A 16402-nucleotide genomic window follows, 5' to 3' on the forward strand; every position below is an offset into this window, starting at 1 on the left:
TGGAGGTTGCGATATTATGCCTTCGCGAGCAGTGGAAACAGCGGTCCGCGAATCGGCTCGCCAACAACCAGACCCTGATCGTTCGTCATCACATGGCTGGCGCCGTTGTATGTCGTACCGTCTTTCATGTAAATAGTGGCCAGTACCCGGCGCGGCTTATCGGTCTGATTGGCGTGAGCGTAGTGAAACGTCAATCCGTCGTGAAACGTGCAGCTTCCCGCTTTGAGCGGCACGACGACAGGCCTTTGATTCTCCAGTTCCGTTCCTTTGACATACTCGAAGATGTCGACGGGATTCACCAGGCTTATATTTTTCAGCTTGCCGGCCGTATGCGATTTCGGTATGAACATCATGCAGCCGTTTCGCTCGTCAACGTCGTCAAGGGTTACCCATATCGAGAGCGCTCCTGTCTCGTTCATCGGCCATTTGACCGTATCCTGATGCCAAGGAGTAGGCTTGGAATCGCCCGGCATTTTCCAAAGCAAATGATCGTGGAACAAACGGATTCCACTCGCCTCGGTCAAACGCATCGCTATCGACGCAAGCCGCGGGTGGAGTGAATATTTGGCCATTCCGCCGTGGTCTCGCCATACGTTTACTTTTTGGTTCAATACTTTATAGTAAGCGCCCCCATCCTGATCCGTCTTGACGGAATGCCTCGAATTCGAGGCCATTGCTTCATTTGCGCAATCCCGCAGCTCCTCCAGTTCCTCCGCCGTTAGTACGTTGTCGATCTGCACAAAGCCGTTTTCCTTGTAAAATTCCACTTTTTCCTGTGTTACCCACTGCTCCATCTTTTCCCCCAATATCATCGCATCCTTTCATAAAGCAAGTTTGGTTTCCAAATCAAACATATCATGCGGCGAAGCGGGCGGCTTGGCGAATTTGCTGCAAAACATGGGATATTTTCTTCACCATTCCGCGATGCAAGGTGCTACAATAGGAATAAAATTGTTTGAACGGTGCGCTGCCGGAGGGATCGCGATGATCTACTATACGAAAGAGCATTTTCTGGAAAGTCCGGATTTTCCGTTTCATATTGCGCCTTACAAGTTCCGCACGAACGCAATTGCGCCCCATAAGCATGAATTTATTGAATGCGTATTCGTTGCCGAGGGCGAGGGCGAGCATATTTACCGGGGGGAAACATATCCGATTGCCAGAGGCGATTTTTTCGTCATCGAGCCGCAGGCGGAACACGGTTACCGGGTAACGGGCAGTGTGCCGATGGTGGTATACAACATACTGTTTCTGCCGGAGCTGCTCGAAACGGAGCTTCGCCAACTGTCGCAGGTCACTCCGTTTATCCGTTTTTTCTATCTGGAGCCGATGATTCGCGTTTCTTCAGAATTTCAGTATCACTTGAAGCTGACGGTGAATGAAGGGCTGGAGACCACGTTTTTGCTCGACAGGATCGTGGGCGAGTATAGAAAAAAAGATCTGGGTTACCGGTTGTGCGTCAAAGCGATGCTGATGGAGTTGTTCATCTCCTTAAGCCGATGGTACGAGAAACGGGTGTCTGAGCCTCTGTCTGCTGTACGGGACGAAAAATCGGTGATGGCATGGGTGTGCGAGTTCGCGAAGCTTCATTATGCGCAGCCGATTATGATGGAGCAAATATATCAGATGTGCGGCATGAGCGCGGCGGCTTTTACCGCCAAGTTCAAGCAGTATGCCGGGAAAACGTTCATGGAATACCGCAACGAGGTGCGAATCGGGATGGCGTGCGAGCTGCTTTGCAATTCCAGCGATAAAATCATCCATATCTCGCAGGAGGTCGGCTTTAACGATCTGAGCCATTTTAATAAAGCGTTCAAGCAATTGACGGGCAAGACACCGGGGCAGTTCCGCTCGGGCGGCTCCGACCTCCGGGAACAAGTCTTCCCACCACAACTATTAATTGCTCCTTCTCATCAAAAGATGTAAATGTGCCGTCGGGCAGATTGAGATAGCAGTCAAAACGGTTGAGACAAAAATCTAAATAAAACCGTGTACAATCAAGGGCTGTTTCAAAAATATTGAGACAGTCCTTTTCTTGTCGCATTTCCGTTCGGGCTATATCGTATATAAACAGAGATGTAAATCTAATCATTCGGACATTCGCGACCGTTAGCGTCGATTAATCGAAATTCCGGCTTTATTACCGACATTAGTGTCCTTAAGCGAGGAATTTATCGTAGAAAAGCGTGAAGTTTTCTTTTAATGGTCATTAGTGTCCGTAAATAAAGTGAATTCACTTTATTTTTGCTCTAACGGTCATGATTGACCACCTGATTGGTTGGAGCTTCAACGTCTTGTCTCGCAATCTGTTCAGCGAAATGAAGACCACAGTTTCCGATACTGCAGCGGCGTCAATTGTTCGTGTTTTTTGAACATTACAAGGCTCGCCGAGTTCGGCATCGAGGAAGTGGTCAAATGAGCGGCGGGAGTCAAGCGGGACACTTAGGTACAAGTTTCGCTGCTTAACCCAGGCGAAAAAGGCGGCTATTATGTGAAATAGCGCTTGATCATTTTTTTAAGCTACCCGGACAGAAGAGTGTGGTGGAACAGCTATTTATTATTGCTCTTTATTTTGCCAGAGTAACATATCCGCTTCACCTGGTGAGCGGATTTGATAGTTTTTGGAGAAAGGGTCATCCGTTAAAGGGTGGCCTTAAAACTTGTTATGTCAGAGGCGGATCTGGTGCAATACTCTACGGATCCTTTTTTGTACAGCTTAATCGGACAATAGTCGGGTCCGGTCATGTCCGCTGCGGTTTTTTGTAATACTACGCTGATTTTTATTTGTATAGTTAATTTAGAAGTCCGGTGATTAAATCAGGCTGCGCATGCGGAAACGTCTTTCGATCGCTTTTTGTACCCCTGAATTTTTGAATTTGGATATCTTTGGTGCAAAGCAGTTCACTGGTTGTATTGAGCCGCTTTGCATCTTTATGGGTAAAATTCGGGATACAAAGGTCGTAAGCGGGTGCTTCCGAAGCAGCTTTCCTTCTGAAAGCTTGTAGCTAAAGCTTCTCCAGATCGTTTTTCGCCTGCTCCGCCTCTTATTCACCAGACTTTTAGGAAGAGGAAAACAAAGGAAGTATGAAAGGAGAGATTGCAGAGTGGGGATCCGATCCATTAGAATTTATCGATATTACAGAAGCAACGGACTGGGAATCGTGGCTCGAGAGTCATTATGAACGACGAGAAGGAGTGTGGCTTAGAATAGCTAAGAAGGATTCGGGCATTCATTCGATTTCAATTTCGGATGCGCTTGATGTTGCCTTGTGTTATGGGTGGATCGATAGTCATCGTAAAGGATTCAACAAGCGAATTACCTGCAGCGCTATTCGCCAAGGCGATCGAAAAGCCCTTGGTCCATGATCAACGTGCGAAAAGCAGAAGAGCTAATCGAGACAAGACGAATGACCCCCCCCCCCCGGTTTTGCTGAAATTCGCCGAGCGCAGAAGGACGGAAGATGGGACGCAGCCTATGAACCGCAGAATAGCGCAACAATTCCGCTGGATTTCACAGTAGCGTTAGAGCAGCATGAACAGGCCTATAAAACCTTTAGCCTGCTCGACAAAACCTCTCAATATGCAATCCTATTGCCGTTCTTGAAGGCAACATCGGCAAAGAGTAGAGCCACGCAACTGCAAAAAGCGATAACCAAATTGGAAGTCAACCCATGACTATAATGCGGAGGTAAGCAGGACATGTTGTGTTATTCGGATGTTTGAAAGCTTAGTTCTTTCTTGTATTGCAACGGTGTCTTGCCGAGTACATGTTTGAAGTTTGTAATGAAATGTTGTTGACTGCTGTAGCCAAGTTCATAGGCCATATCCGCCCAATCGGGGTGGTCGGATTCACGGATGCAACCAGCTGCCTCCAACAGTTTATTCCTTTGGAGCTGCCACTTAATCCCGATCCCAATATATTCATGGAAAAGTTGTTGGAGCCAACGATCGCTTTTGCCAACCCATTGAGCGACGTCTCCGACGGTTTGTAACCGATTAGTCTCAATTGCAGCAATGATTCGGTTTATGATTTCGATGTTAGGGTCATATTGCGGGTTTTGCGCATCATGAAGAATAAGCAGAAAACAAAACAAGTCCGAAACGTCCAAAGGGCAAAAGAACGAAGAGAAGAGTACACTCTCCAGAACGTATGCCCAGCAATTAGCAACAGATTGATCTCAAGTTGAATCACGTTGGTGAGCCGTATGCTTTAGTAGGGCACGTGCGGTTCGATAAGGGGGAGCCATAAGAATGGTTCCCCTACTTTATTGTGTGCCACGCATGGCGATTAACTAGGTGGTGAAAGTCCGCTGTGGGGATTTGTAGTTACCAACCACTAGCCAAGAGCAAGGGTTGTCTATCGCGATGTGGAATCTGAAGGAAGCTAGAGGCAAAATTCCGACCCGAGGAACACGAATATCATCAGGCATAAGGCATGGGAGGAGTTTACAAAATAAAACGAAGTCCAATCAACTACACGGACGTGCCAATGTAAATGATGCGGGTGCAAGGAAGCAAAGTAAATCGTCTTACCGTGGAAGGTCTCATGAACGTGAGGAGATGCACTTCAAATCACGGTTGAAACAAGATTTATCATGAGAAGTCAGCAGACGCCTTAGTACCTTAGGTAGTCGACAACCTTAGGGAAGGGCTGAACCTAAAGAGGTGTCGGTCAATGAAAGTTACTAAAACAGGAGCAAAGTACAGCCAACTTCCGGAAGTGGAGGATTTCGCACCTGGATGCTTTAAAGTTGAGCTTATTGATAGGAAGGGGACCGTGTCAACTCAAAATAATTCTAACCGAAGAGGGTAACTTGACTGTCCATGTGAGGCAATATAAAGTATATTTATTTATAGTAAATAATCAACCTTGCGTTCCTATGCTTGTTAATATCGCTATATTCTAAGAAAGTCGAGGGATGATGATGGATCAAATTAAGGCTGGAAGACCCGCTTCAATGAGGGATTTGAACAAAAGAATCGTACTAAACACGATCAGGAAAGAGAAGGAAATCTCGAGAATTCAATTATGCAGAATTATCGGCTTAAAACCTCCCACAGTTTCCAACATCATTAACGAATTATTACAGGATAATCTGATCGTGTTTTGCGGCAAGGGACCGACAAGCAGAAACGGTGGGCCTAGTCCGGACCTCTATAAATTAAATTCGACCAGCAAGCACTTTATCGGAATCGATGTTAGCGTAGATGGAATCCAAGGGTTAATACTGAACTTGGATGGCGAAATTGTCGCCAAGATTTTTAGTGAACCAGATTATACGACCCAAGAAGAGTTCGCAAACAAATTGAAATCCGCCATCCAAACTTTAATGAAAAACAGTAAGGTAGATTCTTCAACGATACAGGGAATAGGCGTGGGGGTTTCCGCTTTGATTGACGCCAATCAAGGAACCATCAAAGGGGCATCCCGAATGAGGCTGCTGAAAGGCTTTCGCATTGCCGATACAATAAAGTCGGAATTTCTGATCGATACCTTCGTGGATAACGATATCAACTTGCTGGCGTTGGGACAAGATCCGTCCAGAGAAGACGTGAATGAAGCCAAGAATGTTTTATGTTTGGGAATCAGATCCGGCATCGGGCTTGGGATCATTATCGATGGGAAACTTTATCGGGGCAGCGAGGGCATGTCTGGTAATATTGAATGCTTCGAGAATGCGGAAAGCGAAAATAGTATTGTAGAGAAAGTGAAGGAGCTTGTTCGCAGAAATCCCGGTTCAGGGCTTCTGAACGATCTGGGAGTCGAACAGATTCAAGAAATCGATATCGGTAAAGTTTACGACGCATTGCAAAAGAGAAATCTGCAAATCATGGAAATCGCGAAAGAATCTTGCCGCAAACTTGGCGTCATGGCAGGACAGTTAGTGCAGTTGTTCAATCCGGACTGTTTCATGGTCAGCGGCCGAATGTTTAACGATAACCATGATCTATTTGAGTACCTGGTAGGCGTGTCCAGGGAATTTTGCAATAACTTAAAGTACGATACTGTGGAGTATAGAAGATTGCGCCTGGACGATACTTCGGTAGCCTACTGCGCGGCGTACCGCATCTTGCACAATTTCTTTGCCGTTCAATAACCTGTTCGGCGCATGAATGGGAAATTTCCGAAAACTGTCGAACCAAAAGGACCTGAGGCAAGCCTCCGGTTTTTTTGATCGATCAGTGGAAGAGCATAGACGAGAGGCTGTTGACAAATGGAGAATGGTAAGAGTATACTTTATTTAATTATTAATGATTAATAAATAACTACTAAAGATTATTCAATAATGCTAGAGAGGATCTGTACTATGGAGAAAAACATTGCGAAATCAAAGAAATACGCGTATCCGATCACTTGGCAAAAATTAAAGGCGCAGGCGTCCGTACAGTTGGTTGCGATTCTGGGGATCTTGTTTTTTCTGGTTTTCAGCTACATACCAATGCTCGGAATTGTGATCGCTTTCAAGAACTATCAACTTGCACCGGGTATCATGGGCATCATTAATAGCGAATGGGTAGGATTGAAGTACTTTAACGAATTTTTCAATGATCCGATGTTCTGGCCGGTCGTTAAGAATACGTTGTTGCTTAGTTCGTTGAAAATTATTATATCGTTTCCGATCCCGATCCTCCTTGCCATCATCTTAAATGAAGTAAAGAATCAAAAATTAAAAAGATTCTCCCAAACCGTCAGTTACTTACCCTACTTTATCTCATGGGTGGTCGTGTCGGGAATGCTGTTCGCCTTCTTGAATGTACAGGACGGCTTGCTTAATCAATTGCTTTTTTTTGTAGGCGTGATCGATCAGCCCATTGCTTTTTTGTCCGAACCCCGATACTTTCGGACGATCCTTGTGCTTAGCGATGTTTGGAAAAACGCAGGCTGGTGGACTATCTTGTTTTTGGCCAGCATTGCGGGCATTGATCCAACTTTGCACGAAGCGGCCACTGTCGACGGTGCGGGCCGGATTCGCAGAATTTGGCACATTACGCTACCGGCCATGAAAGGAACAACGGTCGTCGTTTTGATTCTATGTTTGGGCAACATGCTCGGCGGAGGGTTGGGAGGCTCTAACTTTGAGCAGTCCTATTTGCTAGGAGGCTCTAACAATAGAATGGTATACGATGTCTCCGTCATTTTACAAACTTACACGTTGGAGATGGGATTAAAGGCCGGGAGGTTTTCCTATGCTGCGGCAATCGGATTATTGGAATCACTTTTCTCACTGATCTTGGTATACACGAGCAATTATCTCGCAAAAAGATCTAGCGGGACCGGCTTATTTTAATCGATACTTCCAAGAATTCGAAGGTGGGATATAGACATGGTTAGGAGAAAGATGGGTCTTGAGGATATTTTCGTGGATGGTCTTGTCTATTCGGTATTGCTCGTATTATGCGTGGCGACGATTTATCCCTTTTACTATTCGTTGATCATTTCCTTTAATGAAGGAATTGATGCAACCAAAGGCGCGATCTATTTGGCGCCGCGCAAATTCTCTTTGGAAAACTACGAAGTTGTATTCGCGAACGATCAATTGATGAGGGGATTTATCGTTACGATCGCGAGAACGATTATAGGCACGATCGTCTCCGTTTTTTGCACAGGTTTGTTTGCGTACAGTCTGACCTATAAAAATTTATACTTCAAGAAGTTTTATATGGCCGTCATTATCGTATCGATGTATTTTTCGGGAGGACTTATCCCATTCTTCTTTTTATTGAAAAGCTTGTACCTCATCAATACCTTTTGGGTGTACATCATTCCAGGGTTGATCGGTTCCTTTAATGTACTTCTAATGATGTCATTTTTCCGCGAGATCCCGGAATCATTGATCGAATCTGCGCGCATTGACGGAGCCGCGCACTTGAGGATCTTTTACAAGCTGGTGCTCCCCTTATCTGCGCCGATATTTGCAACGATAGCATTATTTACTGCTGTGGGACATTGGAATTCTTGGTTTGACGCTGCTTACTATACTTCGGATAAGAGTCTAAAAACCATCTCCTTCTGGTTGATGGATCTGAACAACAAGGTGAATTTCACTTCGGGCGGTGGTTCCGGCCAAATGGACGGTGGAAGATCCGCCACCTATGCAACTTATTCTTATACGGCCCAAACGATCCGGATGGCTGCGATGGTGATCGTAATTGTACCGATTGTTTGTGTATACCCTTTCTTGCAAAAATATTTCGTGAAAGGGATCATGCTTGGTTCCGTAAAAGAATGAATCTCCAATTATGGAAGGAGGGGAGTCTATAGAGAAGGAAGTTGCCTTTAATCGCGTCATCATTTATGTAATCGCAACCATAATCAATCATTAAAAGGGAGGATTTATATGAGACAAAAAAAGACATTGGTACTGGCAATGTTTTTGATCGTGTCCTTAATGCTTGCAGCCTGCACTCAATCGAACAACAATACGGAAGCTTCCGGCAGTGGTGAAGCGAGCGGAACTTCCGAAACTGTCGGTTCTAGCTCGCAGCCCATTGACGAAAATGTCACGTGGGACTCTCCGAACCTGTCGTGGAAAAAAGATACGACACCAACTTCCATGACCGCATATATGGATTACACTTGGTGGCCTATGGACAGTTGGGGAAATGATGAGGTGTCCCAGGAGATCACGAAACGGACAGGCATGACTCTCGATATCACGAAAGCCTCGGACGAAAATCAATTGCAAGTTATGATCGCTTCGAATGAACTGCCATGTTTGGTATATACCGCAAATCCGGCTTTCGAAAAGTATTTTGAAGATCCTAAAGTTTCGTTTGCTTACGATGAACTGATCGAAAAATATGCGCCTGAATTCATGCAACTGCTAGACCCGGAACAGGTATTTCTCAATACGTCCGAGGATGGACATTTTTATCGGATAAGATCGCATTACACCAGTGAAGCGGAATTTAACGATCCTAAAAATGTCCCGGGGCCTGGAATGGCGACGCTTCATTTCAGACAGGACATCTATAATGAATTGGGAAATCCACCGATGAAAACATTGGACGATATTATTAACGTATTCAAGATGGTGAAAGAAAAATATCCGGACATGATTCCTTACCTTCCCAATTGGATACCTTTTATGGAGTACATGGGATTCCAATCTACGCCCAAATCGATTGGGGATAAAGTCACGATAGGTCTTGCTGAGCCGGGGGCAGTGGCGTACTACGAATATATGAATGAGTTGTACAGAAACGGTTTAATTCCTAAAGAATATATGTCCTATAAGTACGAACAATTTTTGGAAGTAGTCAGAAGCGGGAAAGTATTTGCGGCATCATACAACGCCTCATTCTCCGACGAGCAGAATAAATTTTTCGATACGAATAATATCAAAGGGAAATGGACTCCATTGAACACCCCTCCGACGGTTAACGGCGAGATGAAGATGAAGCGGATCGTTCCCTCTGGTGGATGGTCTAATCTGTATATCACCAAAAGTTGCCCCGATCCTGCAAGAGCAATCAAATATTTTGAATTTCTGAAAAGTCCCGAAGGCGACTCTTTGGCACAATGGGGAATTGAAGGTGTCCATTACACACTGACCGAGGATGGCCTTCTCAAACGCCCTGAATCTTTCCAGCAAAAAACCATTCAACAGGCAGGCGTAGGGCCTAACTACGGATTGTGGAATTTTGGAGCATCAGGATATAGAGAGGGGATTGTGAATGCATCCATAGCGAACTCCGATCCGAAATACGCCACATCTGTCACCTTTCTTAAAGCGATGAAACCTTACATTTCGCAGGACATGTTTATCAACTTCACCAATCCAAAGAGCGGATCGGATGAGGGGGTTATCCAAACAAAGATAAATCAAATCATATTGCGGTACGAGCCCAAAATGATTACAGCCAAAACAAAAGAGCAAGTGGATGAAGTGTATAACGAAATGCTGGAAGACATGAAAAAAACGGGACTACCCAAGTTAGAGGAATATATGACCGCAGAGTACAACAAAGCCAAACAAAAATACAGCGAATTTGTCCAAAAGACCACAAATTCATAAGATGTAAGCCCTAAAGGTTTTTGAAAGCCCGGCAACCGCGAATATTGAATCTTCATAACGTACCGTTGCCGGGCATTTCTCCATGTTGAAATGCCTGGATCGTCCTAAGAAAGAAGTAGAAGGAAACAAGTAAGTCGAATACCAGACTATGGACTAGGTTTTTTGAGGACGCTTCCCACAACTTTAGGCATTTTCGCTTTCATGAGCAATTAGAACGGTCTGTTGGGACCGTTGATTCTGCTCAAAGATAAAGATCTTTTTAAGATTCCCCTGGGGTTGCTGGAGTTTAAGTGGACTTACATCGTGGTTTAAAACTATATGTTTGCCGCTATCTTGATCATTTCCATTCCGCTCGTTTTACTTTACCTACGATTTCAGAAATATTTTGTCGAGGCGCTGACAGATGGTGTGAATGGTTAGCGATTATCCGAATCTCCCAAATTAACCCAAAGGGGAAATGAAAACATGTTGAAAAGAAAATGGCAGTTAATTATTTGTGTGTGTACTGCGCTTCTCATGTTTTTTCCGCCGATGTACGGCACGTTGCCGGTGGCTCATGCCGATTTCGGAGCCGTGGTCAATAACGATGGACAGAAGGGAGAAGTATTGAAGTTTGTCGTACAGAATGACGGGAATGCAGGGAATCACTATTCATACCAGCAATTTTCGAATGCTTCCTATACTTTTCAGGCCGGTGACTTTATCGAGTACGATGTGAAGATCGATCAGCGGCTTTTCGGCATTGGCGGAATTGATATTATAACGAGTGATGGATTGAATTTTCGGGACACTCAATCGCCGGATCAGAATGGGATCTCGATGCACCCTGGCTCCAATCTATCGCCGATAGCTTATCAAAACTGGTACCATCGGAAGATACCCGTTCCGTCTTCAAGGGTCGGGAAAGTCGCTTCGCAATGGCTGATTGCGAGCGAGAACGATAATGCTCTTACAACAACTGTCGCTTCTTACGACAATATCCTGATTACAGATGGAAACGGAACGACGAGAAAGGTCGTATTTAAAAACAGCTCGGACATGCTCTTGAATACCAATGCGTTCAATGCGCTGACATCGTATTACAAAATGGTAACCTTGCCCATAAATAACGAGATCAGTGACAACAAAGAAGGCATCCGATTAATGGCCACCAATGACGGTAGTTCTGGCAACCACCTCGTGGCGATGCGTTTTTCAAATACGGCTTACACCTTTCAATCCGGCGATTATATTGAGTTCGACATTAAACAGGATACATTTGCCACTTCCAGCGGGGGGCTTGATTTGTATGCAAGCGACGGTTCTTGGTTCAAAGATACCGCAGCAGTGGATCAAAACGGGGTTTCTATCCATCCAGCCGCGGATGTTGTAGCTTATGCATACAAGAACTGGTATCATCGAAAAATTGCAGTCCCGTCCGGTTGGGTGGGAAAGAGTCTTTCGCGTTCCTATATATTTGGTGAGAGCGATGTACCGAACGAGTCTTATATTGTATGGATTTCGAATGTTGTCGTTACGGATGGCAGCGGAAATGTGAGAAAGACGATCTACAAGACGTCATCGGATGTCAATCAAAACGTGAATGACGGAAGCAGTATGGTGTCGTATCAAAATATGTCGTCCGTGGATACGCAAAACTATTATTTGAGTAACTCAGTATGGTATGCAGGAGGTTCGAATCCGAACTATATTTCGGACGGAGATATTTCTGACAGTTGGTATCAGGATTCTGGGGATTTAACCGCGGGAGGACCGCTGCGTGGTTCCATGACCATCAAGAGATGGGTTGTATATCATGCTTCGTCATCAGGAGGACTCTCGGCGAACTATAATACAAAAGATTTTACGTTACAGGTTAGCAGTGATGGAGTGAATTATACTGATGTGGATTCAGTCACGGAAAATACTGCGGGTATAACAGATAGAACTGTTAATGTGCAAGCCAAATATGCGAGAATTCATATTACGCATGGAACTCAAACCGGCTTCGGGGATGCGGCGAGAATAAAGGAATTTGAAATATACGGTACTCAGAACAATAGTGTGCAAGACAACCCTATATCCTTATACAAGCCTGCCACCGCCGATTCTTACGATAATTTGTCATCCGGACCGGATAAAGCGGTTAATGGTCTGACAAATGAATATTGGTATACGACAGCGTCATCTCCGAATTGGTTGCGAATCGATCTTGGAGATACCTATCAAGTAAACAGATGGGTGGTCAAGCATGCTTCATCAGACGGAGATTCCGCAGTTTATAATACCCGGGATTTCAAGCTGCAGGTGAGTAATGACGGGACAAACTTTACAGATGTTGACAACGTAACCGGAAATACAGTTGGGTCGACGGATCGGAATATAAGCGCTAAAGGCAGGTATTTCAGACTCTATATTACAAACGCCGGTCAGCCGGGGGGCGACGGCGACGTAAGAATACGGGAAATCCAGTTGTACGGTGACTTGAGCGAAACGCAAGTGCCGATATCCCTCAGTAAAACGACTTCCTCCAGTTCCAATGATACCGGAAGAGACGCAAGCAAAGCGGCGGATAATAATATCGGTTCCCAATGGCGTTCTTTGGGGACGGGAACACAGTGGATGAAGGTCGATTTAGGGTCAAAGCATGTCATCAATCGCATAGTTGTTCAGCATGCCGGTACCAATTGGGAATCAAGCGTAAACAATACAAAGGACTTTAAAATTCAAATCAGCGATGATGATTCGACTTATACGGATCTCAGTACAATAACGGGCAATACCGATCCAGCTACTGATCTCAGCTATGCAACCTATCCTACTGCGAGGTATGTCAAGGTAAACGTAACTGCAGGGACCCAAAGCGGCGGAGACAATGAGGCAAGAATAAACGAACTGAAAGTGTATGGCAGGCCTTTCAACAAAGCGCCTAATCCAAGAGTGATCAGTCCCGTTTATTCGACGAGTGATGTTGTAATCGCTTCATACGATGTGACTGAATCTCCCTACAGTGCCGATAATACGGGTACGAACGATGCCACTTACGCGATTCAAAAGGCGCTGGATGATTGCTATGCCTTCGGAGGCGGGGTGGTATGGCTTCCAAGCGGAACTTATCGCATATCGGACACGATCACGATACCCAATCACGTTACCTTGAGAGGCGATTGGCAAGATCCCGACACAGGGACGAACTATGGGACAGTATTGAAAGCTTATGTGGAAAGCAATGCACAGGACGTACCCGGGTTAATCCGATTGAACAGCAATTCCGGATTGATGGGGGTCACCGTTTATTATCCCAGCCAATCGGCTTCAAGCCCGGTGCCGTATCCTTACACGATTGAGGCTCCAGGCGCCAATTACAGTGGAGCTCCTTATTCCGAAGGCTTCTCTCATCCGAATATTATGAACGTAACCTTATTAAATTCGTACAAAGGCATCAGCATTTTCCGTTCAACCGATCCCCGAACCTCGATCGGGGAAAGCTACTATATTCGAAATGTAAAAGGCACAGCGCTTCATACGGCCATGCGTATTTATAATTCTGCCGATGTCGGAAGAGTAACGGATGTGAAGTTTATAAATTCTTATTGGTCCGGAGCGCCAGCAGGCTTTAATCCGCCAAGCAGAAGCACACTGGATACATATACTAGAGCCAATGGGACAGGGGTTGAAATTGGCGACACCGACCTGGCAACCTTTTATAATATGACTTTCTATGATTATAACGTGGGCATGATTTTAACGAGTGGAGTCCGTGGGACGTTCGGAGGGTCACTTTTTGGGATTGATATTCAAAATAGCAACATCGCATTAAAAGTAGATTCAGTTCAAGCAGAAAATGGTGCTCATTTTTCTAATAGTACATTTAAAGCGAATCAAGGAAAAAACCCGATTGCCATACAAATTAACACTAATAACTCGGAGCCGGTTTACTTCATGGACAGCATTATTGGCGGAGGAGCAAGCAAAGCTGTAGATATGCCGAACAATGCTCAGGCTAATTTTCAGAACTGTACGTTCGATGACTGGAGCGGCACGTATGCCGTCACGGCCAACAATGGATCGTTGATCGTTGAAGGTTCTACCTTCAGTCCAGTGCTGACATCCACCAAGAAAGGCATAAACTTGACGGGATCGGTAAAGAGCGCGGCATTGTTAGGCAATACGATCAACGGCAGTTCAAGCTTTTTCCTTACGAATACAAGCAGCGGCGATGTCAAAAGGCAGGATACCGGCTATAGCTTTGAGAACCATGGCGTAACAGGTCATACGTTTAAAAGCGCCATGCCGAAACCTCCAAACAATAACTTTTATAATGTGAAGGCATCTTACGGAGCTAAAGCGGATGGCGTGACAGATGATACCGCTGCTATTCAAAATGCATTGAATGCAGCCGGATCCGCAGGAGGAGGTACGGTATATCTTCCCGGGGGCAAATACAAGGTGGCTACGCATTTGACGGTTCCTGCTAATGTGGAATTGAGAGGCAGCGATCAATTTTCACATATGGTAGAAGCAATGGGGACCGTACTTTATGCGTACGAAGGACATAACACTTCCACACCCGATATGGATACCGCATTTGTTACATTAAATGGAGCCAACTCAGGCATAAATGGGGTTACCTTTTATTATCCCAATCAACCATCACACATTATAACGCCGTATATTCCATACCCATGGACGATAAGGGGAAATTCCTCCGGCGTTTATGTCATGAATACATCTTTCGTCAATGCTTATAAGGGAATCGATTTCGGTTATGGAACCAATCGGACCAATAATCATTATATCGGGAACGTCTACGGTACTGTTCTAGAAAATGCAATCGCTGTAGGAAACAGCACCGAAGGATGGATAGAGGACACGCTATTTAACGGAACCGCATGGCTCAGGACGACATTGCCCGGTGTTGCAGCCTGGTTCAACGAATGTTGGTATCTCCTCTACACTTACATGCAAAATAATACAACGCAATACTGGATTGGCGATGTAGGCAATGAGCATATATTGGGCGCATTCGCCTATTCCGGAAGATACGGTTTTTATTTTGCGTCCCAGAATGGTGATGGGGCTAATGCCGTGCTTATTAATAGTACATCCGACAACGGAACCGCTGGTTTCAAATTTGCGGCAACGGGAACGAATGGTGTAAAGGTAATTAATGCTGTTACGGCTAACGGATGGCCGGATAATGCACAACCAGATATTGAGATTAATAGCGGCACCGTTAAATTATTTAATGTTGCTGCGGGTTTTTCATCCCTTAAAGGAGTTAAAATTACAGGCGGGCACTCCGTATTAAGGGGAGTTAAAATAAAAAACGCACCGAGTGAAGTGACCGGCGGTACGACAGCTTGGAACGGTGTATATATGTCTTACCCTGGAGGTTCTGGTCCGCAATTGACAATTTCGTCGGGGGTAACAGGATCAAGCATAACGGGCAGCATGGGGAACGGTTCCGTGAATATTGTCAATAACGCAGGAGCCGGGGCTGTTCTTAGCAACAATATCAACTATTGAACGGTCACATAGGGACTGTCGCCGTTCACTTCCGTCAACGGAGGCTGAACGGCGATTGTAAAGGGAGCGGGCGAGAATAACATGAGGAATCAAGCCGTTGGAGGAGCATAGGCAAAAGTTCGACAGAGACGGATATGCCACCTTCCGGAATGTTTGGACACGGACTTGATGAGGGAAGCCAAAGAACATATCAAATGGATGATGAAGAAATACCCGAACAAACGTCCGAAACAAATGCCCCACGACCTTGTTGCGATCGACCCGTTCTGGGTTCGTTTCATCAGCGATGACCGGCTGCTCGATATTGTCAAACAGTTCATCGGACCGAACACTTTGCTTTTTGCTTCACATTACATCAGCAAGTCGCCTTACAACGGACAGCCCGTACTCTGGCATCAGGACGGAAGTTCGGCCGCTGGAAACCAATGAACGTCGTCATGCTTGGCTATCGGTGGACGAATAGCTTTCCAAGAATGGATGCCTGCGCGTCATCCCGGGTACGCACACGTGGGAGCAGCAGGAGATGAAGGCCAATACACAAGTCCAAAACGTACTCGTGTCGGAAGTGGATCCGGCATTGGTCGATGAGTCGAAAGCGGTGGATTTGATTTTAAAGTCCGGCGATGTCTCGGTGCACCATCGGAATGTCATTCATGGATCCAAAGCGAACCATTCTCCGCTGCGCCGATGCGGGTTGACGATTCGATATATTCCGATCAGCACCCGCATTAAAGCGCCGAACTGGCCTTGCACTTTCCTGTTAAGAGGCGATGCCGTTCCGGGGATCAACCATTACGTGGAAGTTGATCATATGTTTTTCAATGGAAAAGGGAATTGGATATGACTGGTGGAAGCATACGAATCCATGTATGTCA

General features: G+C 45.4%; 11 protein-coding genes and 1 pseudogene. 10 read left to right on the top strand and 2 right to left on the bottom strand.

Annotated elements, in window-relative coordinates:
• Positions 1-14: 14 nt before the first annotated feature.
• Positions 15-806, bottom strand: coding sequence for a phytanoyl-CoA dioxygenase family protein (locus tag IEY46_RS27360; RefSeq protein WP_188997130.1), 792 nt, complete (start codon positions 804-806; stop codon positions 15-17).
• Positions 807-984: 178 nt separating this feature from the next.
• On the opposite strand from IEY46_RS27360, the gene IEY46_RS27365 reads away from it, so the two are divergent.
• The 3 genes and pseudogenes from IEY46_RS27365 to IEY46_RS36570 all read left to right on the top strand — a co-directional run bounded on the left by IEY46_RS27365 (position 985) and on the right by IEY46_RS36570 (position 3675).
• A complete protein-coding gene (locus IEY46_RS27365) occupies positions 985-1926 on the top strand; it encodes an AraC family transcriptional regulator (protein WP_188997132.1) in 942 nt (313 codons plus the stop codon).
• Between the two features lie 1158 nt (positions 1927-3084).
• Positions 3085-3434: pseudogene (locus IEY46_RS36565) on the top strand (YdeI/OmpD-associated family protein).
• Positions 3435-3504: 70 nt separating this feature from the next.
• Positions 3505-3675, top strand: coding sequence for a YdeI/OmpD-associated family protein (locus IEY46_RS36570; RefSeq protein WP_229750588.1), 171 nt, complete (start codon positions 3505-3507; stop codon positions 3673-3675).
• A 32-nt stretch (positions 3676-3707) separates the two neighbouring features.
• Here the strand turns inward: IEY46_RS36570 and IEY46_RS27375 are convergent, their stop codons facing one another.
• Complete coding sequence (locus IEY46_RS27375; protein ID WP_229750577.1) at positions 3708-4094, bottom strand: helix-turn-helix domain-containing protein; 387 nt, start codon at positions 4092-4094, stop codon at positions 3708-3710.
• 864 nt (positions 4095-4958) lie between these two features.
• Here IEY46_RS27375 and IEY46_RS27380 point away from each other — a divergent pair.
• From IEY46_RS27380 to IEY46_RS27410, 7 genes are all read left to right on the top strand, one after another.
• Positions 4959-6098, top strand: coding sequence for an ROK family transcriptional regulator (locus IEY46_RS27380; protein ID WP_229750578.1), 1140 nt, complete (start codon positions 4959-4961; stop codon positions 6096-6098).
• A gap of 210 nt (positions 6099-6308) precedes the next feature.
• Complete coding sequence (locus IEY46_RS27385; RefSeq protein WP_188997136.1) at positions 6309-7289, top strand: ABC transporter permease; 981 nt, start codon at positions 6309-6311, stop codon at positions 7287-7289.
• 36 nt (positions 7290-7325) lie between these two features.
• Positions 7326-8231, top strand: a complete 906-nt coding sequence (locus IEY46_RS27390; RefSeq protein WP_229750579.1) for a carbohydrate ABC transporter permease — start codon at positions 7326-7328, stop codon at positions 8229-8231.
• 108 nt (positions 8232-8339) lie between these two features.
• Entirely contained in the window at positions 8340-10019 is a 1680-nt protein-coding gene (locus IEY46_RS27395) for a type 2 periplasmic-binding domain-containing protein (protein ID WP_188997138.1), read from the top strand.
• Positions 10020-10484: 465 nt separating this feature from the next.
• Complete coding sequence (locus IEY46_RS27400) at positions 10485-15527, top strand: galactose-binding domain-containing protein (protein WP_188997140.1); 5043 nt, start codon at positions 10485-10487, stop codon at positions 15525-15527.
• Between the two features lie 168 nt (positions 15528-15695).
• The gene (locus IEY46_RS27405) at positions 15696-15956 is read left to right on the top strand and encodes a phytanoyl-CoA dioxygenase family protein (RefSeq protein ID WP_229750580.1); all 261 of its coding nucleotides are present in this window, start codon (positions 15696-15698) and stop codon (positions 15954-15956) included.
• 52 nt (positions 15957-16008) lie between these two features.
• Positions 16009-16371: a phytanoyl-CoA dioxygenase family protein gene (locus tag IEY46_RS27410; protein WP_188997250.1), complete on the top strand. Its 363-nt coding sequence runs from the start codon at positions 16009-16011 to the stop codon at positions 16369-16371.
• The last annotated feature ends 31 nt before the right edge of the window (positions 16372-16402 follow it).

Origin of the sequence: Paenibacillus nasutitermitis, from assembly GCF_014641075.1 — a bacterium.
In the GTDB taxonomy this organism is placed as follows: Bacteria; Bacillota; Bacilli; order Paenibacillales; family Paenibacillaceae; genus Paenibacillus_Z; species Paenibacillus_Z nasutitermitis.

Coding starts and splice junctions, on each gene's coding strand:
- IEY46_RS27365 (WP_188997132.1), top strand. CDS start 985: ATGATCTACTATACGAAAGAGCATTTTCTGGAAAGTCCGGATTTTCCG.
- IEY46_RS27380 (WP_229750578.1), top strand. CDS start 4,959: ATGAGGGATTTGAACAAAAGAATCGTACTAAACACGATCAGGAAAGAG.
- IEY46_RS27385 (WP_188997136.1), top strand. CDS start 6,309: ATGGAGAAAAACATTGCGAAATCAAAGAAATACGCGTATCCGATCACT.
- IEY46_RS27390 (WP_229750579.1), top strand. CDS start 7,326: ATGGTTAGGAGAAAGATGGGTCTTGAGGATATTTTCGTGGATGGTCTT.
- IEY46_RS27395 (WP_188997138.1), top strand. CDS start 8,340: ATGAGACAAAAAAAGACATTGGTACTGGCAATGTTTTTGATCGTGTCC.
- IEY46_RS27400 (WP_188997140.1), top strand. CDS start 10,485: ATGTTGAAAAGAAAATGGCAGTTAATTATTTGTGTGTGTACTGCGCTT.
- IEY46_RS27405 (WP_229750580.1), top strand. CDS start 15,696: ATGAGGGAAGCCAAAGAACATATCAAATGGATGATGAAGAAATACCCG.